Source organism: Microbacterium sp. KNMS, assembly GCF_053851835.1.
This window is the reverse complement of the sequence record NZ_JBSQBP010000028.1, coordinates 20369-43456: the sequence shown is the minus strand read 5'-3', so window position 1 is coordinate 43456 and position 23088 is coordinate 20369. Positions and strand designations below refer to the sequence as shown.

Annotated in this window: 22 protein-coding genes and 1 rRNA gene; 22 read left to right on the top strand and 1 reads right to left on the bottom strand. The window is 72.3% G+C overall.

The features are described 5' to 3' along the window. A 5S ribosomal RNA gene (gene rrf, locus ACWXWW_RS15530) occupies positions 1-75 on the top strand; the annotation flags it as partial. 183 nt (positions 76-258) lie between these two features. On the opposite strand, the gene ACWXWW_RS15525 is transcribed toward rrf, so the two are convergent. Beyond that, complete coding sequence (locus tag ACWXWW_RS15525; RefSeq protein ID WP_455970744.1) at positions 259-852, bottom strand: hypothetical protein; 594 nt, start codon at positions 850-852, stop codon at positions 259-261. Between the two features lie 39 nt (positions 853-891). Between ACWXWW_RS15525 and ACWXWW_RS15520 the strand changes: the two genes are divergently transcribed. The 21 genes from ACWXWW_RS15520 (at position 892) to ACWXWW_RS15420 (ending at position 23088) form a co-directional block, all read left to right on the top strand. After that, positions 892-2007 carry a hypothetical protein gene (locus ACWXWW_RS15520; RefSeq protein ID WP_455970742.1) on the top strand — a complete coding sequence of 372 codons (1116 nt, stop codon included), beginning with the start codon at positions 892-894 and terminating at the stop codon, positions 2005-2007. Beyond that, entirely contained in the window at positions 1991-3031 is a 1041-nt protein-coding gene (locus ACWXWW_RS15515) for an HAD-IIA family hydrolase (RefSeq protein WP_282979244.1), read from the top strand. The genes ACWXWW_RS15520 and ACWXWW_RS15515 overlap by 17 nt, the downstream gene beginning before the upstream one ends. A 9-nt stretch (positions 3032-3040) precedes the next feature. Further along, on the top strand, positions 3041-3196 hold the full coding sequence (locus ACWXWW_RS15510; RefSeq protein WP_271173390.1) for a hypothetical protein: 156 nt from the start codon (positions 3041-3043) through the stop codon (positions 3194-3196). Further along, positions 3193-3993 carry a TlyA family RNA methyltransferase gene (locus ACWXWW_RS15505; protein WP_421075233.1) on the top strand — a complete coding sequence of 267 codons (801 nt, stop codon included), beginning with the start codon at positions 3193-3195 and terminating at the stop codon, positions 3991-3993. The genes ACWXWW_RS15510 and ACWXWW_RS15505 overlap by 4 nt, the downstream gene beginning before the upstream one ends. Next, on the top strand, positions 3990-4946 hold the full coding sequence (locus ACWXWW_RS15500; protein ID WP_271173388.1) for an NAD kinase: 957 nt from the start codon (positions 3990-3992) through the stop codon (positions 4944-4946). The genes ACWXWW_RS15505 and ACWXWW_RS15500 overlap by 4 nt, the downstream gene beginning before the upstream one ends. Beyond that, positions 4943-6634, top strand: coding sequence for a DNA repair protein RecN (gene recN, locus ACWXWW_RS15495; protein ID WP_455970740.1), 1692 nt, complete (start codon positions 4943-4945; stop codon positions 6632-6634). The genes ACWXWW_RS15500 and recN overlap by 4 nt, the downstream gene beginning before the upstream one ends. A gap of 168 nt (positions 6635-6802) precedes the next feature. Continuing rightward, a complete protein-coding gene (locus ACWXWW_RS15490) occupies positions 6803-8491 on the top strand; it encodes a CTP synthase (RefSeq protein ID WP_271173386.1) in 1689 nt (562 codons plus the stop codon). Beyond that, on the top strand, positions 8491-9060 hold the full coding sequence (locus tag ACWXWW_RS15485) for an NUDIX domain-containing protein (protein WP_271173385.1): 570 nt from the start codon (positions 8491-8493) through the stop codon (positions 9058-9060). The genes ACWXWW_RS15490 and ACWXWW_RS15485 overlap by 1 nt, the downstream gene beginning before the upstream one ends. 8 nt (positions 9061-9068) lie before the next feature. Continuing rightward, on the top strand, positions 9069-9971 hold the full coding sequence (gene xerD, locus ACWXWW_RS15480) for a site-specific tyrosine recombinase XerD (protein WP_282979230.1): 903 nt from the start codon (positions 9069-9071) through the stop codon (positions 9969-9971). A gap of 181 nt (positions 9972-10152) precedes the next feature. Beyond that, a complete protein-coding gene (locus tag ACWXWW_RS15475) occupies positions 10153-11214 on the top strand; it encodes a hypothetical protein (protein ID WP_455970738.1) in 1062 nt (353 codons plus the stop codon). Positions 11215-11238: 24 nt separating this feature from the next. Further along, a complete protein-coding gene (locus ACWXWW_RS15470; RefSeq protein WP_455970736.1) occupies positions 11239-12867 on the top strand; it encodes a hypothetical protein in 1629 nt (542 codons plus the stop codon). After that, positions 12864-13541, top strand: a complete 678-nt coding sequence (locus ACWXWW_RS15465) for an ABC transporter ATP-binding protein (RefSeq protein ID WP_271173381.1) — start codon at positions 12864-12866, stop codon at positions 13539-13541. The genes ACWXWW_RS15470 and ACWXWW_RS15465 overlap by 4 nt, the downstream gene beginning before the upstream one ends. Beyond that, positions 13538-14893 (top strand): ABC transporter permease, encoded by a 1356-nt coding sequence (locus ACWXWW_RS15460; RefSeq protein WP_421075236.1) that lies wholly within the window; start codon positions 13538-13540, stop codon positions 14891-14893. Before ACWXWW_RS15465 ends, ACWXWW_RS15460 begins: the two co-directional genes overlap by 4 nt. Before the next feature lie 134 nt (positions 14894-15027). After that, positions 15028-15894, top strand: a complete 867-nt coding sequence (locus tag ACWXWW_RS15455; protein ID WP_271173379.1) for a ParA family protein — start codon at positions 15028-15030, stop codon at positions 15892-15894. Beyond that, positions 15878-16753: a segregation and condensation protein A gene (locus tag ACWXWW_RS15450; protein ID WP_455970733.1), complete on the top strand. Its 876-nt coding sequence runs from the start codon at positions 15878-15880 to the stop codon at positions 16751-16753. The genes ACWXWW_RS15455 and ACWXWW_RS15450 overlap by 17 nt, the downstream gene beginning before the upstream one ends. A 45-nt stretch (positions 16754-16798) precedes the next feature. After that, positions 16799-17401 (top strand): SMC-Scp complex subunit ScpB, encoded by a 603-nt coding sequence (gene scpB / locus ACWXWW_RS15445; protein WP_455970731.1) that lies wholly within the window; start codon positions 16799-16801, stop codon positions 17399-17401. Positions 17402-17605: 204 nt separating this feature from the next. Next, positions 17606-18403: a pseudouridine synthase gene (locus ACWXWW_RS15440; protein ID WP_282979225.1), complete on the top strand. Its 798-nt coding sequence runs from the start codon at positions 17606-17608 to the stop codon at positions 18401-18403. Positions 18404-18414: 11 nt separating this feature from the next. Next, entirely contained in the window at positions 18415-19551 is a 1137-nt protein-coding gene (locus ACWXWW_RS15435) for a prephenate dehydrogenase (protein WP_455970746.1), read from the top strand. Further along, positions 19544-20227 (top strand): (d)CMP kinase, encoded by a 684-nt coding sequence (cmk, locus tag ACWXWW_RS15430; RefSeq protein WP_271173375.1) that lies wholly within the window; start codon positions 19544-19546, stop codon positions 20225-20227. The genes ACWXWW_RS15435 and cmk overlap by 8 nt, the downstream gene beginning before the upstream one ends. Then, positions 20217-21743, top strand: coding sequence for a ribosome biogenesis GTPase Der (der, locus tag ACWXWW_RS15425; protein ID WP_282979224.1), 1527 nt, complete (start codon positions 20217-20219; stop codon positions 21741-21743). Before cmk ends, der begins: the two co-directional genes overlap by 11 nt. 445 nt (positions 21744-22188) lie before the next feature. After that, on the top strand, positions 22189-23088 hold the full coding sequence (locus ACWXWW_RS15420; protein WP_455970729.1) for an NUDIX domain-containing protein: 900 nt from the start codon (positions 22189-22191) through the stop codon (positions 23086-23088).

The window sequence follows — 23088 nt, the reverse complement described above, 5'->3', positions numbered from 1 at the left end:
AACCCGGAAGCTAAGCCTCTCAGCGCCGATGGTACTGCAAGGGGGACCTTGTGGGAGAGTAGGACACCGCCGGACTTCACGTAGACGAAAGGGTCATCCGACGACGGATGACCCTTTCGTGCGTTACACGGGCATCACCGAGGAGTAGACATGCCGAACGACGGAGACAACGACCGCCCCGAGGGCGGGTCACGACCGCGCGGCGGCGACGACAGGGCTCGTGGGCGTGACGGGGCGCGTCCCCGATACTCAGACAGCTCATCCCGCGACCGGCGTCCCCGTGATGGGCGCCCGCAGCGAAACGGTGACCGTCGTCCGTATCAGCGTGATGACCGGAACTCGGGTGACCGTCGTCCGTACTCCCGTGATGACCGGAACTCGGGTGACCGTCGTCCGTACCAGCGGGATGACCGGAACGCGGGTGAGCGTCGGCCGTACCAGCGGGACGACCGAAACTCGGGGGAGCGCCGCCCGTACTCCCGTGATGACCGGAACTCCGGTGACCGTCGCCCGTACCAGCGGGACGACCGGAACTCCGGTGAGCGTCGCCCGTACTCCCGTGATGACCGGAACTCCGGTGAGCGTCGCCCGTACCAGCGTGATGACCGGAACTCGGGTGAGCGTCGCCCGTACTCCCGTGATGACCGCAACTCCGGTGAGCGTCGTCCCTACCAGCGGGACGACCGGAACTCGGGGGAGCGTCGTCCGTACCAGCGTGACGACCGCAGCTCCAGCGACCGCCGCCCATACCAGCGAGACGACCGCCCGCAGCGCCGTCCGCAGAGCCGCGACGGTCAGGCCGGACCGCGCCGTCCCTACGACCGCGACAGCCGACCCGCGCGTCCGCGTCACGACGATGGCGGCGCGTCGCGTCCGCCCGAGCACGCTCGCGTGCCCGATCCGTTCCTCCCCGAGGACATCACGGCGCGCGATCTCGCGCCGGCGGCCCGCAACGAGCTGAAGACCCTCAGCAAGGAGAACGCGGAGCGCGTCGCACGTCATCTCGCGATGGCGTCGCGCCTGATCGACGAGGACCCGCAACTCGCCCACGAGCACGCCCTCGCCGCGGTGCGACACGCAGGCCGCATCGGCGTCGCCCGGGAGACGCTCGCGATCACGGCGTACGCGAACGGCGACTTCGCGCTCGCCCTGCGCGAGCTGCGCACGCAGCGGAGGATCACGGGGCGCAACGACAACGTCGCGCTCATCGTCGACAGCGAACGCGGCGTCGGGCGCCCCGAGAAGGCGCTCGAGGAGGGCCGCGCCGCCGACCGCGAGGCCCTTGACGTCGCGGCGCGCGTCGAGCTCGCGATCGCGATGTCGGGTGCGCGTCTGGATCTCGGTCAGACCGAGCTGGCCCTGCACGAGCTCGACATCCCGGAGCTCGATCCCGATCGGGCGTTCGAGTGGAGCCCGGGTCTCTTCGCGGCGCGCGCGAACGTGCTTGAGGACCTCGGCCGCACCGATGAGGCGGCGTCGTGGCGCCGCCGGGCGGAGGTCGCCGAGGAGGCGCTCCTCGCGCACCGCGGCGCAGACGAGGACGACTTCATCTTCGTCGACGACACCGACACCGAGGCGCTCCCGGCCGAGGAGGAGCACGCGGCCGACGACGTCGCCTCCGAGCAGGAGCCCGCAAGCGAGCAGGAGCCCGCCGCCGCTCCCGAGCCGGCAGAGGAGCCCGAGCGCGAGACGGCAGTCGAGCCCGAGCCCGAGCCCGAGCCCGAGCAGGACTTCACGATCGAGGACGAGGTGTCCGAGATCCTGATCGCCGCCGGGATCGAGGGCGCCGCCGACGCGACGCCGGTCGACATCGAGGGCGCCGCCGACGCGACGCCGGTCGACATCGAGGGCGCCGCCGACGCGACGCCGGACGACGCCGCTGCCGCCGAGCCGGACGCGACACCGGTCGACACCGAGGACGCCGAGTCCGAGGCGCGCGGAGAGCAGCAGCCTGCACCTGAGGAATCGACGACGGAGGATGACCGCCCCGATGGCGCTCTTTTCTAAGCGGACGGATGGCCCCGCACCCATCGAGGGGGTCGACGTCCTCCTCGCCGACCTCGACGGCGTCGTCTACGCCGGCCCCGGGCCGCTGCCGCACGCGGTCGAGAGCCTGAACCGTGCGACGAGCGAGGGCCGCCGGCTCGGGTTCATCACGAACAACGCCTCGCGGACGGACGCGTCCGTCGCCGCTCACCTGAGCGAGCTTGGCATCCCAACCGCGCCCGACGACGTCGTGACGAGCCCTCAGGCCGCCATGCGCCTGCTCGCGGAGCGCGTGCCGGCAGGCTCGACCATCCTCGTCGTGGGCGGGGAGGGCCTCGTCGTCGAGGCCGAGAAGGCCGGCTATGTCGTCACCCGCAGTGCCGAGGACGCGCCGGCGGCCGTGGTCCAGGGCTTCGCACCCGAGGTGGGCTGGACCCAGCTCGCGGAGGCCGCGTTCGCCCTCGCTCTTCCGGAGGAGGAGGGTGGCATCCCCTGGATCGCGACGAACACCGACTGGACGATCCCGCAGGCGCGGGGCGTCGCGCCGGGAAACGGCACGCTCGTGTCGGCCGTGCACACGGCCGTCGGGCGTCTCGCGACGGTCGCCGGCAAGCCCGAGGCCCCGATCTTCCACGCGGCCGTCGCACGATTCTCGGCGCAGAACCCGCTGTTCCTGGGCGACCGGCTCGACACCGACATCATGGGCGCGCAGGCTGCCGGGATGGCGTCGGCGATCGTGCTGACGGGGATCGACCGGCCCAAGCACATCCTCGCCGCGCCGTCTCACTCGCGCCCGACCTACATCCTCAGCGACCTGCGCGAGCTCTTCGAGCCGTATCCCGTCGCCCGCGTGAAGGGCGACACGGTCTGGGTCCGCGACGCCGCCGTGCGCATCGACGGACCCGACGTGCACATCGTGAGCGAGGGAACGCGCGACATCGACCTGCTGCGTGCGGCGTCGAAGGCGATCTGGGACACCGGCCGCCAGATCTTCGGCTTCCGCGTGCCCGAGCGCCTCTACGAGGACCGCTTCCGCCGCGGCTAGTCTGAACGGGTGACGGATCAGGACCACGGCGCAGAGCTCGTCAGCCGGCTCAGGGTGATCGAGGATCAGCCTCTCGCCGAGCGGGCGAGCGCGTACGCGGCCCTGCACGACGAGCTGGCCGCGCGGCTCGAGTCCGCTCCTCGCGACGGCACCGCGCCCCGATGACGCAGCGACTCGACGCGGCGCTCGCCGAGCGCGGCCTCGCGCGCTCGCGCACGCACGCGGCGGGTCTCATCGCGGATGGCGCGGTGCGGGTCGAGGGCGAGATCGTCACGAAGGCGTCGGCGAGGGTCGACGACACGACGCGCATCGAGGTGGACGCCGCCGATCAGTGGGTCAGCCGCGGCGCCCACAAGCTCATTCACGCGCTCGACGCGTTCTCGATCGAGGTCGCAGGCCGGGCCGCGCTCGACATGGGAGCGTCGACCGGCGGCTTCACCCAGGTGCTCCGCGCGCGCGGAGCGTCGCCGGTCATCGCCGTCGACGTGGGCCACGGACAGCTTGCACCAGCGGTCGCGAGCGATCCCGAGGTGCGGGCGGTCGAGGGCTTCAACGTGCGGTTCATGACTCCGGAGCGGCTCGCGGAGGCCAGCGGCATCGCGGCACCGCCCTCCGTCGTCACGGGCGACCTGTCGTTCATCTCGCTCACGCTCGTCCTGCCATCCGTCGCGTCGGTGGCGGCAGACGGCGCCGACGTCGTCCTGCTCGTCAAGCCGCAGTTCGAGGTGGGGCGCACCGGCATCCGCGGCGGTGTCGTGATCGACCCCGCCCTCCGCATCGACGCCGTGCGCGGCGTCCTGCGTGCTGCGTGGAGTCTCGGTCTCGGCACCCGCGCGGTGCGCCGTTCGCCGATCGAGGGCGCGCACGGCAATGTCGAGGTGCTTGTGCACATCTCGCCGGGCCGCGGAGCGGATCCGACAGAATGGGAGGACACGATCGTGACGGAGGCGGGAGGACGATGACGCAGCGCAGGATCCTGATCGTCGCCCACGCGTATCGCGAGGACACGGTGCGCGCCGCGGTGCGGGTCGTGAACGCCGTGCGTGCCGAGGGCGCCGTCCCGGTGCTCGCCCCCGACGACCGTGCCGAGCTGTCCGCGATCGTCGCCGAGCTCGCCGACGTCCCCGCTCTCGGCATCGACGTGGCCCTGACCGAGATCGACATCGCGATCGTGCTCGGCGGAGACGGCACCATCCTGCGCGCGGCCGAGCTGGTGCGCGGTGGCACGGCGCCTGTCCTCGGCGTCAACATGGGGCACGTCGGCTTCCTCGCCGAGATCGAGCGCGACGACATGGACGAGGCCGTCCACCGCGCGATCATCGGCGACTACGCGGTCGAGGAGCGCCTGGCCCTCGCCGTCATCGTGAAGGACGACGACGACCGCGTGGTCTACGAGACGTGGGCCCTGAACGAGGCAGCGATCGAGAAGGACCAGCGCGAGCGGATGATCGAGGTCATCATCGAGGTCGACCGTCGGCCGCTCACGGCGTACGGTGCGGACGGCGTCGTCGTCGCGACTCCGACGGGATCCACGGCGTACAACTTCTCCGCGGGCGGGCCCGTCATCTGGCCGACCGTGCAGGCGATCGCCGTCGTGCCGCTCTCGGCGCACACGCTGTTCTCGAAGCCCCTCGTTGTCGGGCCCGACCACGCCGTCGCGGTCGAGCTCAAGGACGACTCGGCGGGCACCGGCGTCCTCTGGTGCGACGGGCGCCGGTCGCACCCGCTCCCGCCCGGCGCGCGCGTCGTCGTGCGGCGCTCGCCGAAGCCTGTGCTGCTCGCCCGCCTGCACCCCGCCGCGTTCACCGACCGGCTCGTCCGGAAGTTCAAGCTGCCGACCGAGGGATGGCGCGGCCCGAGCGAGCACACGCCCACCGAGACCCTCACGCTGCCGAGCCTGGAGGCCCACGAGTGATCGAGGAGATGCGACTGCGCGACCTCGGCGTGATCGCCGAGGCGACCCTGCCCATGGGCGCCGGGTTCACGGCGATCACGGGCGAGACCGGTGCGGGCAAGACCATGGTGGTGACCGGCCTCGGGCTGCTGCTCGGCCAGCGCGCCGACTCGGGCGCCGTGCGCGCGGGGGCGGCGCAGGCTGTCGTCGAGGGCGTGTGGATCGTGCCGGAGACCGGCGCCGTCGCCGAGCGCGTGCGCGACGCCGGCGGCGACCTGGAGCCGATCGGCGACGGCAGCGCCGAGCTGTATCTCTCGCGCACGCTCGCCGCCGAGGGGCGCAGTCGTGCGAGCGTGGGCGGCCGCGCCGCCCCGGCCGGGGTGCTCGCCGACCTCGCTGATGCGCTCGTCGTCGTGCACGGCCAGACCGATCAGCTGCGTCTCCGCTCGGCGGCCGCTCAGCGCGACGCGCTCGACCGCTTCGCGGGAGCGCCCGTGCGCGAGGCCCTCGAGGCCTACCGGGGCGCATGGCATGCGCACCGCGAGCTCGAGCGCGAGCTGGAGACCCTCACGACCGAGCGCACCGCGCGCGAAGCCGAGGCGGAGTCCCTGCGCGCGACCCTCGCGGAGATCGAGCAGATCGCCCCTGTCGAGGGCGAGGACGTGCAGCTCGCCGAGCGCGCCGAGCGGCTCGCGAACGCCGAGGAGCTGCGGTCTGCGGCGGCGCTCGCCCGCGAGGCCCTCTCGAGCGAGGAGGGAGCTCCGGATGTCTCGGGGCTCGTGAGCGAGGCGCGTCGCGCGCTCGAGCGCGCGGGCGACCCGGCGCTCACGACCCTGGCGGAGCAGGTCGCCGACCTCGGTTACCGGGCGGCGGACCTCGCCGTCGAGCTCTCGGGCTTCCTCGCCGATCTCGACGAGACCGGGCCGCAGGAGCTGGCGGCGGTCGAGGAGCGCCGGGCCGCGGTCGGCTCTCTCGTCCGTGCGCACGGATCGCTCGACGCCGCGATCGCCCTCCTCGAGACCGGCTCCGCGCGGCTCGCCGAGCTCGACGACGACGGAGACCGGATCGAGCGGCTGTCCGCCCAGCGCGAGGAGTCGCGTGCCGCGCTCGACGACGCGGCCGCGGCGCTCACCGCCGCGCGCCGGGAAGCGGCGACGCGCCTCGGCGACGCTGTCACGGAGGAGCTGCACGCCCTCGCGATGCCCGACGCGCGCCTCGTCGTGGAGGTCTCGCCGGGCCAGGAATCGGCGACCGGGCGCGACGACGTCGCCTTCCTGCTCGCCCCGCACCCCGGGGCCGAGCCGCGCTCGGTCGCGCGCGGCGCGTCGGGCGGCGAGCTGAGCCGCGTGATGCTCGCGATCGAGGTCGTGATCGCCGAGACCGACCCCGTGCCGACGTTCGTGTTCGACGAGGTCGACGCCGGCATCGGCGGCGCCGCGGCGATCGAGGTCGGCAAGCGCCTCGCGCGCCTCGCGCAGTCGTCGCAGGTGATCGCGGTGACCCATCTCGCGCAGGTGGCGGCGTTCGCGAGCAACCACCTGAGCGTGGTCAAGGCCAACGACGGGTCGGTCACCCGCTCGAGCGTGCAGCGTCTGGAGGGCGCAGAGCGGGAGGCCGAGATGGCACGGCTGCTCTCGGGACTGGCCGACTCGGACGCTGCGCTGACCCACGCGCGCGAGCTTCTCGCGCTCGCCCACACCGCCGTCTGACACCGCCCGCGAGGTCGCTCTCGCCCGCGCGTCGGGAACGTGGCACGATAGCCCGAAGGATGCCGGGCGCGGCGCCTCCCGTCGGCCGCGACAAGCATCCGCCGCTGGGAGCACACTGCGAGCGGCACGCCCTCCTCCCACCCCGGACTGTTAGGATCGAAGCCCGTGATGCAGACTCCTGAGGCACGGCGCGACGACACCACCAAGCAGATCTTCGTGACGGGCGGTGTCGTCTCCTCGCTCGGCAAGGGGCTCACGGCCGCGAGTCTCGGGAACCTCCTCACCGCACGCGGGCTGCACGTGGTCATGCAGAAGCTCGACCCGTACCTCAACGTCGACCCCGGCACGATGAACCCGTTCCAGCACGGCGAGGTCTTCGTCACGGACGACGGCGCCGAGACCGACCTCGACATCGGGCACTACGAGCGCTTCCTCGACATCAACCTGTCGCAGGCCGCGAACGTCACGACGGGCCAGATCTACTCGCAGGTCATCGCGCGCGAGCGCCGCGGCGAGTACCTGGGCGACACGGTGCAGGTCATCCCGCACATCACCGACGAGATCAAGCGACGCATGCGCCTGCAGGCCGAGGACGAGCCGCGTCCCGACGTCATCATCACGGAGGTCGGCGGCACGGTCGGCGACATCGAGTCGCAGCCGTTCCTCGAGGCGGCCCGGCAGCTGCGCCACGAGCTCGGTCGCGACAACGTGTTCTTCGTGCACGTGTCGCTCGTGCCGTTCATGGGCGCATCCGGCGAGCAGAAGACGAAGCCCACGCAGCACTCGGTGGCCGCGCTGCGCCAGGTCGGCATCCAGCCCGACGCGCTCGTGCTCCGCAGCGATCGCCCTGTGAGCGAGAGCAACCGCAACAAGATCGCCCTCATGTGCGACGTCGACATCGAGGGCGTCGTGAACACGGTCGACCTCCCGAGCATCTACGACATCCCCTCGACGCTCAACGAGCAGGGCCTCGACGCCTACATCGCGCGCCGCCTCGGCCTCGCCGAGAAGGCCGGCGATGTCGACTGGACGCGCTGGGGCCGCGTCCTGCACGCGGTCCACAATCCGAAGCACGAGGTGACGATCGGCCTCGTCGGCAAGTACATCGACCTGCCCGACGCCTACCTCTCGGTGACCGAGGCGCTCAAGGCCGGCGGATTCGCGCAGGAGACCAAGGTCAACATCCGCTGGATCCCGTCGGACACCTGCGAGACGCCCGAGGGCGCCAAGGAGCAGCTGTCGTCGCTCGACGGCATCTGCGTGCCCGGCGGATTCGGCATCCGCGGCATCGAGGGCAAGCTCGGAGCGCTCCGCTTCGCACGCGAGCAGGGCATCCCGACGCTCGGCCTGTGCCTCGGCCTGCAGTGCATGGTGATCGAGTACGCCCGCGACGTGGCCGGCATCGCCGACGCGTCGTCGACCGAGTTCGACCCCGAGACGACCGCTCCCGTCATCGCGACGATGGCTGAGCAGGTCGACATCCTCGACCGCGGCGACCTCGGCGGCACGATGCGCCTCGGTCTGTACCCCGCGCGCCTCGCGGACGGCTCGCTCGCCGCCGACCTCTACGGCGCCCCCGAGGTCCAGGAGCGCCACCGCCACCGCTACGAGGTCAACAACGCCTACCGGGCGCAGCTCGCCGAGGCGGGGCTCGTGTTCTCCGGCCTGAACCCCGACCTCGACCTCGTCGAGTTCGTCGAGCTGCCGCGCGACGTGCACCCGTACTACATCGCGACCCAGGCGCACCCCGAGCTCCGCTCGCGCCCGACCGACCCGCACCCGCTGTTCCGCGGGCTCGTCGGCGCGGCCGTCGAGCGCAGCCGGGCGAGCGAGCTGTTCGACGTCGAGAACGCCTGATGACCGAGGAGCTCCGAGACGAGGCCCACGAGGTCGAGATCGTCGAGAGCGAGGTCGCGTTCCGCGGCATCGTGTGGGACATCGTCTCGGAGCGCTTCGTCTACGGCGACGACCAGCTGACGCGCCAGTACCTCGCCCATCCCGGGGCGGCGGCGGTCGTCGCACTCGACGCGGACGAGCGCGTCCTGCTCATCCAGCAGTACCGCCATCCGATCGGCGAGCGCGACTGGGAGCTCCCCGCCGGGCTCCTCGACGTCGCGGGCGAGAGCCCGCTCGAGGCCGCGCAGCGGGAGCTCGCCGAGGAGGCCGACCTCGAGGCCGCGGACTGGCAGGAGCTGAGCGCCGTGCATCTGTCGCCGGGCGGCACGTCGGAGCTCATCCACCTGTTCCTCGCACGCGACCTCACTCCGACGGAAGGCGCGTTCGAGCGCGAGGGCGAGGAGGCCGACATGCGCGTGGAGTGGCTCCCCCTCGAGGAGGCCGTGCGTGCGGTCGTCGAGGGGCGGTTCCGGAACGCGACCACGGGCATGGGACTGCTGCTGACCGCGGCGCGGCTGCGCGGCGCCTAGGACGCGGCGTGCGTCTCGAGCGCGCCGTCGACGCGTATCTGCGGCACCTCACGATCGAGCGCGGCCTGTCGGAGCACACGATCGCGGCGTACCGCCGCGATCTGGAGGGCTATGCCGCGTGGCTGCGCGCGAACGGAGTCGACGATGCCGACGCCGTGACCCCCGCGATCGCCGCGGAGTTCGCGGCGGCGCGGGCCGGGGAGAACCCGCCGCCGGCCGCCTCCTCACTCGCTCGCCTCCAGTCATCCGTGCGCGGTCTGCACCGCTTCCTCGTGCGCGAGGGCCTCGCGGCCGACGATCCCGCCCAACGGCTGCGTCCTCCGAAGCAGCCGCAGCGGCTCCCGAAGGCCCTGACGATCGAGCAGGTCGAGCGCCTGCTCGCCGCGCCCTCGCCCGACGAGCCCCTGGGCATCCGCGATCGCGCCCTGCTGGAGCTGCTCTACGCGACCGGCGCCCGCGTGTCGGAGGCGATCTCCCTCGATGTCGACGACCTCGCGTCCGGCGACGTGCTGCGTCTGCGCGGCAAGGGCTCGAAGGAGCGCATCGTGCCGGTGGGGTCGTTCGCGCGCGCCGCAGTGGATGCGTACCTCACGCGCGTGCGCCCCGAGCTCGCGGCGAAGGGGAGGGCCACCGCGAAGCTCTTCCTCGGCGCCCGCGGCGCCCCGCTCTCGCGGCAGAGCGCGTGGCTCGTGATCCAGGCGGCCGCGGAGCGCGCGCACCTCGAGGCGCACGTGTCCCCGCACACCCTCCGCCACTCGTTCGCGACGCACCTCCTGCAGGGCGGTGCCGACGTCCGCGTCGTGCAGGAGCTCCTCGGCCACTCGTCGGTCGCGACCACGCAGATCTACACCCACGTCACGGTCGACACGCTCCGCGATGTGTACGCGACGAGCCATCCGCGAGCGCTCTGACCGGAATATCACGGGTCGGTAACGAAGTCCTCCGCGATGGGAGGAATCGGCGCCGCGGCGACACATCCTCAGTGAGAGCGCCTCCGCAGATCATCCTCCAGACGGATGCCCCGCGGGTCGCGCGCTTGGAACGATGGCAGGACACAGCACCGCGCGCTCGCCGCGCCTCGACGCAGGGACCATGATGCGAACCACACGCCCTCTCACGCTCGTCGCCTCGGCGGCCATCCTCACCGCAACCCTCGCGGGATGCTCGCAGCAGGGCGGCGGTGAGCCGGAGCTCTCGTGGGAGGACTCGCCCCTCAACGAGTACACGGCGGCCGTGTACGGCAGCGACCTCTCGCCCGAGGAGCAGCAGAAGCAGATGGACGAGCAGACGCGCGAGATCGAGGAGCGCACCGCGGAGTGCATGCAGGCCGAGGGCTTCGAGTACGTGCCCAACTTGCAGAACGGCGGCGTGGTCTTCGAGGACGACGGGGTCTGGGACCCCGAGTCGCGCGAGTGGGTCGCGCAGTACGGGTACGGCATGTTCAACGACCCGTGGCAGGACCAGCCGCAGCCCGAGCCGGAGGAGTACGTCGACCCGAACCAGGAGTACATCGAGTCGCTGTCGGAGTCGGAGCAGCTGGCCTACAACGAGACGCTCTGGGGCGAGCAGCCGTCTGAGGAGGAGATGAGCGACCCCGAGTTCGACTGGGACGCGTTCTACGAGACCGCCGACCGCGGCTGCAACGGGGAGGCGTCGGACGAGGTGTATGGCTCGAACCTCTGGGACAAGCTGTACGAGGAGTTCGAGCCGCTCATGACGAAGATGGACGAGCTCTACACGACCGTCCAGGAGTCGCCCGAGATGGTCGAGCTCGACGCGGAGTGGGCGTCGTGCATGGCCGACGCGGGCCACGCGGGCTACTCGAAGCAGGCGGACCCGATGAACGAGCTCTCGGAGAAGCAGAACGCCTTCTACGAGGAGCAGAACGCCGCGTACGAGGACTTCGACTTCGAGAACGCGAGCGAGGAGGAGCTCGCGGCTCTCGAGGAGCAGAGCGACCCCACGCAGACGCCCGAGTGGAAGGAGCTCGCCGAGAAGGAGATCGAGATCGCGCTCGTCGACCTCGACTGCCGCGAGAAGACCGACTACCGCGACGCGAGCCTGCGCATCCAGTTCGAGCTCGAGGAGCAGTTCATCGCCGACAACAAGGCCGAGCTCGAGGCGTACAAGGCCGCTGCCGAGCAGGCGAGCTGAGCGGTGCGCGCACGGGATCTTCGCATGGAGGGGCGCGAGAAGGGCGGCGGGGACGAGCAGAACCGAGAGACAGAGCTCGTCCCCGCAACATCCGACGCCGCCTCGACGGACGCGACGTTCGACGAGGTCGTCGAGCAGGCGGCCGTCGAGGAGGCGCCGGCCGAGAGCACGCAGGGACGCGCCGCCGGGTGGGGGCGCGTCATCCGCGGCAACAAGGGGCTGTGGATCACCGCGGCGGTCGCAGTCGTCGCGCTCGCCGGGGGCCTCGCGCTCGGGCGCTTCGTGATCTCGCCGCTCGACGCGGCGGCAGGGGCGGGGGCGCCGGAGCCGGGCCTCGTCACGGTGCCCGTCGAGTTCGGCGCGCTGAGCAACGACGTCACGCTGCGCGGCGACGTCGGCTACACCGACGCCGTCGAGCTCAAGATCGACACGTCGTCGTTCACGGGGGCCGCCATCGTGACCGGGCAGGTGCCCGAGGCGGGCGCGGAACTCGACAGCCTCTCGATCGCGCTCGAGGTGACCGGGCGGCCGGTCATCGTGCTGCCGGGGGAGCTGCCGGCCTACCGCACGCTGCGCGTGGGGGTCTCCGGCCCCGACGTCATCCAGCTCAAGGAAGCCCTCACGGCCGTCGGGATCGGTGTCGGCGACGTCGCGTCCGATGTCTTCGACGAGGCGACGGCGCTCGCGGTGGGCGAGCTCTACAACCAGGCCGGGTACCCGGCTCCCGAGCCCGAGGAGGGCGTCGCGGAGGCGGTGATCGCGGCAGAGGAGGGCGTGCGGATGGCCGAGCAGTCGCTCGCGGACGCGCGCAAGGCCCTCGCGACGGCGGGCCAGGGCCCGTCGGACATCGAGATCCGCGAGGCGGACAACCAGATCGCGAGCCTGCACCGCCAGATCGCCGCGGCCGAGGGGGCGGGTGAGGATGCGAGCGACCTGCGCGATCAGCTCGCGGTCGCGGAGCTGCAGCGACAGGCCCTCGACGCTCCCCGCGACACGAGCGCCGAGCAGGCGATGGTCGACAGCGCGATCGCCGGTGTCGAGACGGCGAACGCCTCGCTCGCCGAGGCGCGCGAGTCGGCGCTGCCGTTCCTCCCGGCGAGCGAGGTGCTCTACCTGCAGGAGCTGCCGCGCCGCGTCGACGCCGTGAACGTCGAGCGCGGCGCCGCGCTCGAGGGTGCCGCCATGACGGTGTCCGGCGCGTCGGTCGAGCTCACGGGCACCGCCGCTGCCGCCGACGTCGAGCTGCTCGAGGTCGGCGCCGAGGCGACCTTCGAGCTGCCGGACGGGGCCGAGCACCGCGCGGTCATCGCCGCGATCGAGCCCGCGGAGGACGGCGGGCGGACGAAGATCTCCTTCGAGCCCGACCCGCTCACTCCCGAGCAGATGGAGCAGGTGCAGGGCACGAACGTCCGCATCAACGTGCCGGTCGGCGCGACCGAGGGCGAGGTGCTCTCGGTGCCGTACGCGGCCCTCACGGCGGGCCCCGGCGGCGACTCGCGCGTCGAGGTCGTCACGGGCGACCCGCGTGACGGCGAGAGCGCCGAGACGCGTCTCGTGACGGTTGAGACCGGCCTCGCCGCGGGTGGCTACGTCGAGGTGACCCCGGTCGAGGGCGAGCTCGAGGAGGGCGACCTCGTGGTGGTCGGCTCGTGACCGACCCCATCGTCGAGCTGCGCGACGTGACCCGCTCGTTCCCCGGGCCGCCGGAGGTGCAGGCGCTCAAGGCCGCATCGCTCCGGCTCGAGCAGGGCGAGTACGCATCGATCGTCGGGCCGAGCGGCTCGGGCAAGTCGACCATGCTGAACATCCTCGGTCTCCTCGATCGTCCGACCGTGGGGGAGTACCGGCTCGCGGGCGCCCTCACCGGCGATCTGACCGAGGACGAGCGCGCCGCCGTGCGCGCGCAGTTCATCGGCTTCGTCTTCCAGGCGTTCCACCTCATGCCGCGCCGCACCGTGCTCGACAACGTGCTCATGCCCATGCTCTACAGCGGCGTGCCGCGCGCCGAGCGCGAGGCGCGCGCAGAGGCGGCCCTCGACCGCGTCGGGCTGGGGCACCGCAAGTCGTTCTTCCCCGGCACGCTGTCGGGCGGCGAGCGGCAGCGCGTCGCCGTCGCGCGCGCGGTCGTGAGCGGGCCCCGGCTGCTCCTCGCGGACGAGCCGACCGGCAGCCTCGACCAGAAGACCTCGCGCGAGGTCATGGAGCTGTTCGAGGAGCTCAACGCCGACGGTCTCACGCTCGTCGTGATCACGCATGACCAGGGCGTGGCCGAGCGCGCGCGCCGGAGCATCCGGATCTCCGACGGCCGGCTGAGCGAGGTCGCATGACCGCCGTCGAGACCGAGACGCCGGCCGAGGAGTCGCCGTCCCGCCGCCGTCGGCTGACCTGGCGCCGGCGGCGGCCCTCTGCCGACGGCCCCGCACCCTCGCGCGCGGTCGACCTCGTGCGCCCCGTCGCGCGCGCCGACCGGTTCACGGCGAGCGATCTGTTCCTCGAGGCGACCACGGACATCGGGTCGCGCCCCGGTCGACTCATCATGACCATCCTCGGCACCGTGCTCGGGATCGGGTCCCTCGTCGCCACCTGGGGGTTCGCGCAGACGGCGGCCGCGCAGATCGCGAGCCAGTTCGACGCGGTCGCCGCGACGCAGGTCTCCATCGCTCCTGCCGAGGCGTCGAGCGGGCCCGACGGCCGGACGGGGGCGCTCGGCACGATCCCGTGGGATGCCCCCGATCGGCTCGAGTTGCTCGCCGGTGCCGAGGCGGCGGCTCTCATCTCGGAGGTGCCGCTCGAGGAGGCCGCCATCACGGCCGTGCCGCTCAACGACCCGTCGGCGCCGGCGACCGCGCCGCCGCCGCTCATGGCGACGTCCGCCGGGCTGCTCGACGTCGTCCGCGGCGAGATGCTCACGGGGCGCATGTTCGACGAGGGGCATGACGTCCGCGGCGACCGCGTGGCCGTGCTCGGCGCGCGTGCCGCCGAGCGTCTCAGCATCGCGCGCGTCGACCGACAGCCCTCGATCTTCATCGACGGCCTGGCGTACGCCGTGATCGGCATCGTGGGCGAGACGCAGACGCGCGGCGAGCTCCGAGACGCCGTGATCATCCCCGACGGCGCCGCGCGCGCCGACTTCTCGCTGCCCGCGCCCGCCGAGGCCGTCGTCCGGATCGCCGTGGGTGCGGGGCCCCAGATCGCCGATCAGGCGCCGCTCGCGCTCGCGCCCGACGCTCCCGACACGCTCGACGTGCGCGCGCCATCCGCCGGATCGGATCTGGGCGATGCGGTGCAGTCCGACGTCAACATCGTGTTCGTGATCGTCGGCGCGGTGTCGCTGCTCGCCGGCGGACTCGGGATCGCGAACGTCACGCTCCTGTCGGTCATGGAGCGGGTCGGCGAGATCGGCCTGCGGCGCGCGCTCGGCGCCACCCGCCGGCAGATCGCCGCGCAGTTCACGGTCGAGTCCATCGTCATCGGCCTGCTCGGCGGGCTCATCGGGGCCGCGCTCGGGGTCCTGTCCGTCGTCGTCGTGGCCGCGACACAGCAGTGGACGGCTGTGGTCGACCCGCTCGTCGCCTGCGCCGGCGTCGTGCTCGGCGCGGTCGTCGGATGGCTCTCGGGCTGGTACCCGGCGCGTCGTGCCGCGCGGGTCGAGCCGGTCAACGCGCTCCGCGGCGCCTGACACGCGCCGCGGGAAGGGGCCCGGGCACCGGCGACCCCGACCCGCGGCGTCGGCTCACCGGGTCGGGAGAGAGGGCGATTAGACTCGGACGGGTCGTATCGAGACCAACCAGGACAGTGAGAGCAGGGGATTCGGTGGCGCGCAAGGCCCAGCAGGACGAGAGACCGATCGGCCCGACCGGTCGTCCGTACCAGGGGTTCCCGACGCCGCCGAAGCTCGACAGCCACGGCCCTGCCCGGATCATCGCGCTCTGCAACCAGAAGGGCGGCGTCGGCAAGACGACCACGACGATCAACCTCGCGGCCTCGCTCGCAGAGTACGGGCGCAAGGTGCTCGCCGTGGACTTCGATCCGCAGGGCGCCCTGTCGGCGGGCCTCGGCGTGCAGACGCACGACGTGACGACCATCTACGACCTGCTTCTCGAGCCCAAGCGCGACGCGCACGAGGCGATCGTCCACACCGCGGTCGAGGGGCTCGACATCATCCCCGCGAACATCGACCTGTCCGCGGCCGAGGTGCACCTCGTGAACGAGGTCGCCCGCGAGATGATCCTCGCGCGCGTGCTCCGCGGCATCGCGAACGAGTACGACGTCATCCTCGTCGACTGCCAGCCCTCGCTCGGCATCCTCACCGTGAACGCGCTCACGGCGGCGCACGGTGTGCTCATCCCGCTCGAGTGCGAGTTCTTCGCCCTGCGCGGCGTCGCGCTCCTCATCGAGACGATCGACAAGGTGCGCGACCGCCTGAACCCGGCGATCGAGCTCGACGGGCTTCTCGCGACCATGTACGACTCCCGCACGCTGCACTCGCGCGAGGTGCTCGACCGCATCGTCGAGGCGTTCGGCGACAAGGTGCTCGAGACGGTCATCGGCCGCACCGTGAAGTTCCCCGACGCGTCGGTGTCGGGCGTGCCCATCACGGAGTTCGCACCCGAGCACCCGGCGGCTCAGGCCTACCTCCGGCTGGCGCGGGAGCTGGTGGCCCGTGGCGCCGTCGCCTGACGCGGCGCACGACGAGACTCCGCTCGCCCTGCGCGCGGAGGAGGCAGACCCGGCCGGGGCCGCGGAGCAGGACGGAGGCGGCGGCTTCCGCGTCTCGCTCGGGAACTTCGACGGGCCGTTCGACCTCCTGCTGACCCTCATCTCGAAGCACGAGCTCGACATCACCGAGATCGCGCTGAGCAGGGTCACCGACGAGTTCATCGCGTATCTGCGCGATCTCGGGCCCGAGGAGGACCTCGACCAGGCCAGCGAGTTCCTCGTCGTCGCCGCGACGCTGCTCGACATGAAGGTCGCGGGGCTCCTTCCGCAGGGCGAGCTCGTCGACGCCGAGTCGGTCGCGCTGCTCGAGGCGCGCGATCTGCTCTTCGCCCGTCTGCTGCAGTACCGCGCGTTCAAGGAGGCGTCCGGATGGTTCCGGGCGCGTCTGCAGGCCGAGGACGGGCGCCACGCACGCGCCGTGCCGCTCGAGGAGAAGCATCGCGCGAAGACCCCGGAGCTCATCTGGACGCTCACGAAGGAGGAGTTCGCGGCGCTCGCGATGCTCGCGTTCGCCCCGAAGGCCCTTCCCCATGTCGGGCTGGACCACCTGCACGCGCCGCTCGTGTCCATCCGCGAGCAGGCCGCGATCGTCGTCACGCAGCTGCGCTCCCGCGAGAAGATGAGCTTCCGGGAGCTCGTCGCGGGGGTCGATCAGATCGGCGTCGTCGTGGCGCGGTTCCTCGCGGTCCTCGAGCTCTACCGGCATGCGGCCATCAGCTTCGAGCAGCTCGAGCCGCTCGGCGAGCTCACCCTCACCTGGACATCCGAGCAGTGGTCGGATGAGATGCTGGCGAGTCTGGGGGCCGACTATGACCGCTGAGCGCGGAGCAGGACGGAAGCGGATGGCCGAGGCAGGAGGGCGAGGATGAGCGACGAGCAGACGGAGACGGCGGAGCGCGTCGACGCGCCGGCGGGCGGCACCGTGACGCAGCGTCTCGAGGCCGTGCTCATGATCGCCGACGAGCCGCTCAGCGTCGTGAGCCTCGCGACGGCCGTGGGGGCGCCTGTGCCCGCCGTGCGCCAGGCGATCGAGACGCTCGTCGCGGACTACGACGGCGCAGCGGGCGGCCCTGTGCGCGGATTCGAGCTGCGCGAGGTCGGCGGCGGATGGCGGTTCTACGTGCGCGAGCAGTTCGACGACCTCGTCGCGGACTTCGTCGGAGGCCAGGCGCCGGCGCGACTCTCCCAGGCCGCGCTCGAGACGCTCGCGGTGATCGCCTACAAGCAGCCCGTGACGCGCTCGCAGGTGGCGTCCATCCGTGCGGTGAACGTCGACTCCGTCGTGCGGACGCTGCTCGCGCGCGGGCTCATCACCGAGCTCTATGCCGACCCGGAGACGGGCGCGGTCAACTACGGCACGACCGACCTGCTGCTGCAGCAGCTCGGGATCAACTCGCTCGACGAGCTCCCGCCGATCTCGCCGCTGCTCGATGACGGCGCCGATGGGTTCGACGAGCTCAACGCATGAGGACGAACGGCCCGCCCCGTCGCCTGTCTCTTCTCCGGCCGGAGACGACACATGTCTCACTTCCCGCCGGAAACGCGGCATGATTCCAGCGGGAAGCGAGACAGGGGGCGGCGCACGACGCACTGATGTCTCACGCGTCGCGGGAAAGGCCGGGGTATTTCCGCCGCGCGTGAGACATGCGAAGAGGAAGAAGAGGAACAGCGCATGACAGAGGCAGAGGGCATCCGCCTGCAGAAGGTGCTCGCGAACGCCGGTGTGGCATCCCGCCGTGTCTCGGAGCAGCTCATCGTCGAAGGGCGCGTGCGCGTCAACGGCACCGTCGTCACCGAGCTCGGCACGCGCATCGACCCCGAGAAGGACCTCGTCGACGTCGACGGGACGGCCGTTCAGCTCGACACGACGAAGCGGTACGTCATGCTCAACAAGCCCACGGGCGTCGTGAGCACCATGAAGGACGACCGCGGCCGCACCGACCTGCGCCGCTTCACGCGCGAGTGGGAGGAGCGCCTCTACAACGTCGGCCGGCTCGACGCCGACACGAGCGGCCTGCTCGTCCTGACCAACGACGGCGAGCTCGCCCACGTGCTCGCCCACCCGAGCTTCGGCGTCACGAAGGTCTACATCGCGAAGGTCGAGGGGCGGGTGACGCCGCAGACGATCGCGAAGCTCACGCGCGGCATCGAGCTCGAGGATGGCCCGATCGCCGCCGACAAGGCCCGCCTGCTCGACACCTCGGGCGACTCGAGCCTCGTCGAGCTCACCCTGCACTCGGGGCGCAACCGGATCGTGCGCCGCATGATGGCGGCGGTCGGCCATCCGGTTCTCGAGCTCGTGCGCCGCCAGTTCGGGCCCCTGCACCTGGGAACCCTCCCAGTGGGCCAGACCCGCGAGCTGACTAAAGTGGAGCGTGGCGCGCTGCTGACCCTGTCGCGCCGTGAGACGGATGCTCCGCCCGCCGATGGCGTCGAGACTCCGGCATCGGAGGAGCAGGAGACCTCGTGAGCGAGAGCGGCATGCCGAGCGGCGTCGTGTCCGACGCCGCTCCGACGACCGTGAGCGGCCGGGCCGCGCGCGTCACGGGCACCGTCCGCGTCGTCGGATCCGGCCTCCTCGGCGCGAGCATCGGGCACGCGCTCACGCAGCACGGCGTCGACGTCGCGCTCGCCGACACCTCGCCGTCGCAGCTGCGGCTCGCGGTGGACTACGGGGCGGGTCGCCCCGCTGCGGATGACGACGACCCCGCGATCGTCGTCGTGTGCGTTCCGCCGGACGTCGTCGCCGACGTCGTCGCGTCGGAGCTCGCGCGCTTCCCGCGCGCGGTCGTCACGGATGTCGCATCGGTCAAGCTCGAGCCGCTGCGGTCCCTGCGCGCCCGCGGCGTCGACCTCACGCACTACATCGGCTCGCATCCCATGGCCGGTCGCGAGCGCGGCGGGGCGATCTCCGCGCGCGCCGACATCTTCACCGGGCGCCCGTGGGTGATCTGCCGCGACGGCGAGACGCCCGCGGCCGACCTCGCGCGCATCGAGGCCCTCGCGCTCGACCTCGGCGCCGTGCCGGTCGAGATGACGCCCGAGGAGCACGACCGCTCGGTGGCGCTCGTGTCGCACGTGCCCCAGGTCGTCGCGTCCCTGCTCGCGGCGCGCTTCGCGGACGCCCCCGACCTCTCGCTGAGCCTCGCCGGGCAGGGCGTGCGCGACACCACGCGCATCGCGCACTCGGCGCCCGAGCTGTGGGTGCAGATCCTCAGCGCGAACGCCGAGCCCGTCGTCGAGGCGCTCGACGCGCTCGCCGCGGATCTCGCGGCGGCCGTGGAGGCCCTTCGCGCCCCTGACGCCCCGGGCGCCCGTCGTGCGATCGCCGAGACCATCCGCCGCGGAAATGTCGGCGTGGAGCGCCTGCCGGGCAAGCACGGCCAGCGCCGACGCTTCGAGTCGCTCGTCGTCATGGTCGACGACGTGGCGGGCCAGCTCGGCCGGCTGTTCGGCGACCTCGGCGAACTCGGCGTGAACGTCGAGGACTTCCGACTCGAGCACTCCCCGGGGGCCCAGCTCGGCCTCGCGGAGATCGCGGTCGACCCGGCCATCCTGAGCGCCGCCGTGGAGGGCCTCGAGTCCCGCGGCTGGCGGATTGCGAGCACCAGTGACTGAACCCTTCTTCATCGGCATCGACGGCCCCGCGGGCGCGGGCAAGTCGAGCGTCTCCAAGGAGAGCGCCCGGCGTCTCGGCTACGGCTACCTCGACACCGGGTCGGTGTACCGCGCCCTCGCATGGCACGTGCTCGCCGCCGGCGCCTCGACCGACGACGCCGACGCGGTCCTCGCGGCGTTCGAGACCTTCGAGCCCGTGGTCTCCCTCGATCCCGATGTGCGGACCATCCGCGTGGGCGAGACCGACGTGACCCAGGCCATCCGCACGCCCGAGACCTCGGCCGCCGTGAGCGGCGTCGCGCGCGTGCTGCCGGTGCGGGAGAAGGTCAACGCGCTCTTCCGCGCGCTCGTGGCGGAGTCGGGGCTCCCGGGTGTCGTCGTCGAGGGGCGCGACATCACGACCGTCGTCGCGCCTGACGCGCCCGTGCGCATCCTGCTCACGGCCCACCCCGACGTGCGCGCGGCACGGAGGTCGGCCGAGCTCGGCGACCCCGACACGGCTGCCGTGGCGGAGGCGATGCGCAAGCGCGACGCGTCAGACAGCAAGGTCGTCGACTTCCTCCACGCCGCGCCCGGGGTGGACGTCGTCGACACGACCGACTTGGATTTCGACCAGAGCGTCGCCGCCGTGCTCGCGGTGATCGACGAGAAGACGGGAGGCCGGGATGGCCGCTGAGAACGAGTACGAGGGCGAGCCGGACCGGCTCGCCGAGAAGCTCGCGGAGCTCGACGAGGAGCTCGTCGAGCGCCGCGCGGAGACCCTGCGCGCGAGCCTCGAGGACTACGAGCTCGACGACGAGGACGCGGCGCTGCTCGCCGGCCTGCACGACGAGGGCGACGGGATCGAGTACCTTCCGGCGCTGCCGGTCATCGCGATCGTCGGCCGCCCGAACGTCGGCAAGTCGGCGCTCGTCAACCGGATCCTCGGCCGCCGCGAGGCCGTCGTCGAGGACACGCCGGGCGTCACGCGCGACCGCGTGACCTACAAGGCCGAATGGCTCGGCCGTCGGTTCTCGCTCGTCGACACGGGCGGATGGGAGCCCGACGCGAAGGGCATCGACCGGTCGGTCGCCCTGCAGTCGGAGGTCGCGATCGAGCTGGCCGACGTCATCCTCTTCGTCGTGGACGCGACGGTGGGCGCGACCTCGACCGACGAGCACGTCGTCCGCCTGCTGCGCAAGACGTCGAAGCCCGTCTTCCTCGTCGCGAACAAGGTCGACGACGCGCGCCACGAGCCCGAGGCCGCCGCCCTGTGGAACCTGGGCCTCGGCGAGCCGCACCCGGTCTCGGCCATCCACGGCCGCGGCGTCGCGGACCTGCTCGACGCCGTGCTCGCGAAGACGCCCGATGTGTCGGCCGTCGCCAAGCACGAAATCGGCGGGCCGCGTCGTGTGGCCATCCTCGGTCGCCCCAACGTCGGCAAGTCGTCCCTGCTCAACAAGGCGGCCGGCGAGGAGCGCGTGGTCGTCAACGACCTGGCAGGCACGACGCGCGACCCCGTGGACGAGGTCGTGGAGCTCGGCGGCAAGCTGTGGCGTCTCGTCGACACCGCGGGCATCCGCCGCCGGGTGCACATGCAGCAGGGCGCGGACTTCTACGCCTCGCTGCGCACCTCGGCCGCGCTCGAGAAGGCGGAGGTCGCGGTCGTCGTGCTCGACGTGACCCAGCCGATCAGCGAGCAGGACGTGCGCATCATCGACCTCGTGCTCGAGTCGGGGCGCGCGCTCGTGCTCGCGTTCAACAAGTGGGACATGCTCGACAGCCCCGAGATGATCAACCAGGATCGCCGCCGCTACCTCGAGCGCGAGATCGAGCAGGATCTCGCGCACGTCGCGTGGGCGCCGCGCGTGAACATCTCTGCGAAGACCGGCCGTCGTTTGGACAAGCTCGTGCCCGCCCTCGAGCAGGCGCTCGAGTCGTGGGACCAGCGCATCCCGACCGGCAAGTTCAACGCGTTCATCACGGAGCTCGTCGCGGAGCACCCGCACCCGCTCCGAGGCGGCAAGCAGCCGCGCATCCTGTTCGGCACGCAGGCGGGCACGCGTCCGCCGACCTTCGTGCTCTTCACGACCGGCTTCCTCGACCCGGGCTACCGCCGCTTCGTGCAGCGACGCCTGCGCGAGCTGTACGGCTTCGAGGGCACGCCGATCGTCATCAACATGCGCGTGCGCGAGAAGCGCCAGCGCCGATAGGCCGCGACCGCCGCAAGGGCGCCCCTCTTCGGAGGGGCGCCCTTTGTGCGTCTGCGGGGTGGCCCGCCGGGGCGGGGTGGGTCGCGGGGGCGGGGTGGCCGGCCAGGGCGGGGTGGCCGGGCGGGGCGGGGCGCCGGATGGCCGCGGCGCTGGCAGCGTGCGTGTGTGGATTCGGATCGGTGGGGCTGGTGTGTGCGTGTCGTGCTCAGGGGGCGGCATGTGCACCGCCGGTCCGATTTCAGGAACGGCGGATGGCCGCGGCGCCGGCAGTGCGCGTGCCCGGATTCGGATCGGTGGGGCTGGTGTGCGCGTGTCGTGCTCAGGGGGCGACTTGCGCACCGGCGGTCCGATTCCAGGCACGGCTGACCGAGACGCCGGATGTCAACGGCGGATGGCGGCGCCTGCGCGTGATCCGGCTCGCGCGGGCATATGCGAGGCTGGAAGGGTGACGATCGAACCTCCCGCGCCCGGTGAGCCGCGACGGCCTGACGGCCCGCGCGACCCGGGTGACGCGTGGGTGGTCGCAGAGGACGGCACGCGCTACTGGGGCCGCTTCGGCGCTGCCGGGCTCCTCGCCGTCGATCCCGCGCGCGGTGTTCTCCTGCAGCACCGCGTCGGGTGGAGCCACTTCGGCGGAACCTGGGCCCTGCCGGGCGGCGCGCTGCACCAGGGCGAGAGCCCGCTGCGAGGCGCGGTCCGCGAGGCTCAGGAGGAGGCGGGTGTGCCGGACGGTGCGATCGTCCCGCGCTTCACGCACGTGTTCGATGCCCGCATCTGGCGGTACACGACCGTCGTCGCCGATGTCGCCGATCCGTTCGAACCCGTGATCAGCGACCCTGAGAGCCTCGAGCTCGCGTGGGTGCCGCCCGCGATCGTCGACGCGCTGCCGCTTCATCCGGGGTTCGCTGCCGCGTGGCCCGATCTGCGTGCTCGTCTGGACATCCGTCCGGCTGTGCTCGTCGACGCGGCGAACGTCGTCGGCGCGGTGCCCGACGGATGGTGGCGCGACCGCCAGGGCGCCGCCGCCCGCCTGCGCGACCGCATCGCCCGCCTGGCCGAGCGCGGTCTCGAGGCACCGACGCTGGGGCTCGAGGGCATGCGGTGGTTTCCGCTGTTCGCGATGGTGGTCGAAGGCGCTGCGCGCGGCGTCGAGGATGCGGATGGTGTGCGCGTGTTCTCCGCGGATGGCTCGGGCGATGACGAGATCGTCCGTCGTGCCCAGGCGATGGTGGCGTCGGGGCTGCGGCTCACTGTCGTCACGAGCGATCGGGAGCTGCGTCGGCGGCTGGACGAGGTCGGCGCGGCGGTCGAGGGGACGCGCTGGCTCCTCGAGCAGCTGGACTGA

Excerpts from the sequence above, each read along its gene's own strand:
- ACWXWW_RS15515 (WP_282979244.1), top strand. The coding sequence starts at position 1,991 with ATGGCGCTCTTTTCTAAGCGGACGGATGGCCCCGCACCCATCGAGGGG.
- ACWXWW_RS15505 (WP_421075233.1), top strand. The coding sequence starts at position 3,193 with ATGACGCAGCGACTCGACGCGGCGCTCGCCGAGCGCGGCCTCGCGCGC.
- ACWXWW_RS15500 (WP_271173388.1), top strand. The coding sequence starts at position 3,990 with ATGACGCAGCGCAGGATCCTGATCGTCGCCCACGCGTATCGCGAGGAC.
- ACWXWW_RS15490 (WP_271173386.1), top strand. The coding sequence starts at position 6,803 with ATGCAGACTCCTGAGGCACGGCGCGACGACACCACCAAGCAGATCTTC.
- ACWXWW_RS15485 (WP_271173385.1), top strand. The coding sequence starts at position 8,491 with ATGACCGAGGAGCTCCGAGACGAGGCCCACGAGGTCGAGATCGTCGAG.
- ACWXWW_RS15475 (WP_455970738.1), top strand. The coding sequence starts at position 10,153 with ATGATGCGAACCACACGCCCTCTCACGCTCGTCGCCTCGGCGGCCATC.
- ACWXWW_RS15470 (WP_455970736.1), top strand. The coding sequence starts at position 11,239 with ATGGAGGGGCGCGAGAAGGGCGGCGGGGACGAGCAGAACCGAGAGACA.
- ACWXWW_RS15460 (WP_421075236.1), top strand. The coding sequence starts at position 13,538 with ATGACCGCCGTCGAGACCGAGACGCCGGCCGAGGAGTCGCCGTCCCGC.
- scpB (WP_455970731.1), top strand. The coding sequence starts at position 16,799 with ATGAGCGACGAGCAGACGGAGACGGCGGAGCGCGTCGACGCGCCGGCG.
- ACWXWW_RS15440 (WP_282979225.1), top strand. The coding sequence starts at position 17,606 with ATGACAGAGGCAGAGGGCATCCGCCTGCAGAAGGTGCTCGCGAACGCC.
- ACWXWW_RS15435 (WP_455970746.1), top strand. The coding sequence starts at position 18,415 with ATGCCGAGCGGCGTCGTGTCCGACGCCGCTCCGACGACCGTGAGCGGC.
- der (WP_282979224.1), top strand. The coding sequence starts at position 20,217 with ATGGCCGCTGAGAACGAGTACGAGGGCGAGCCGGACCGGCTCGCCGAG.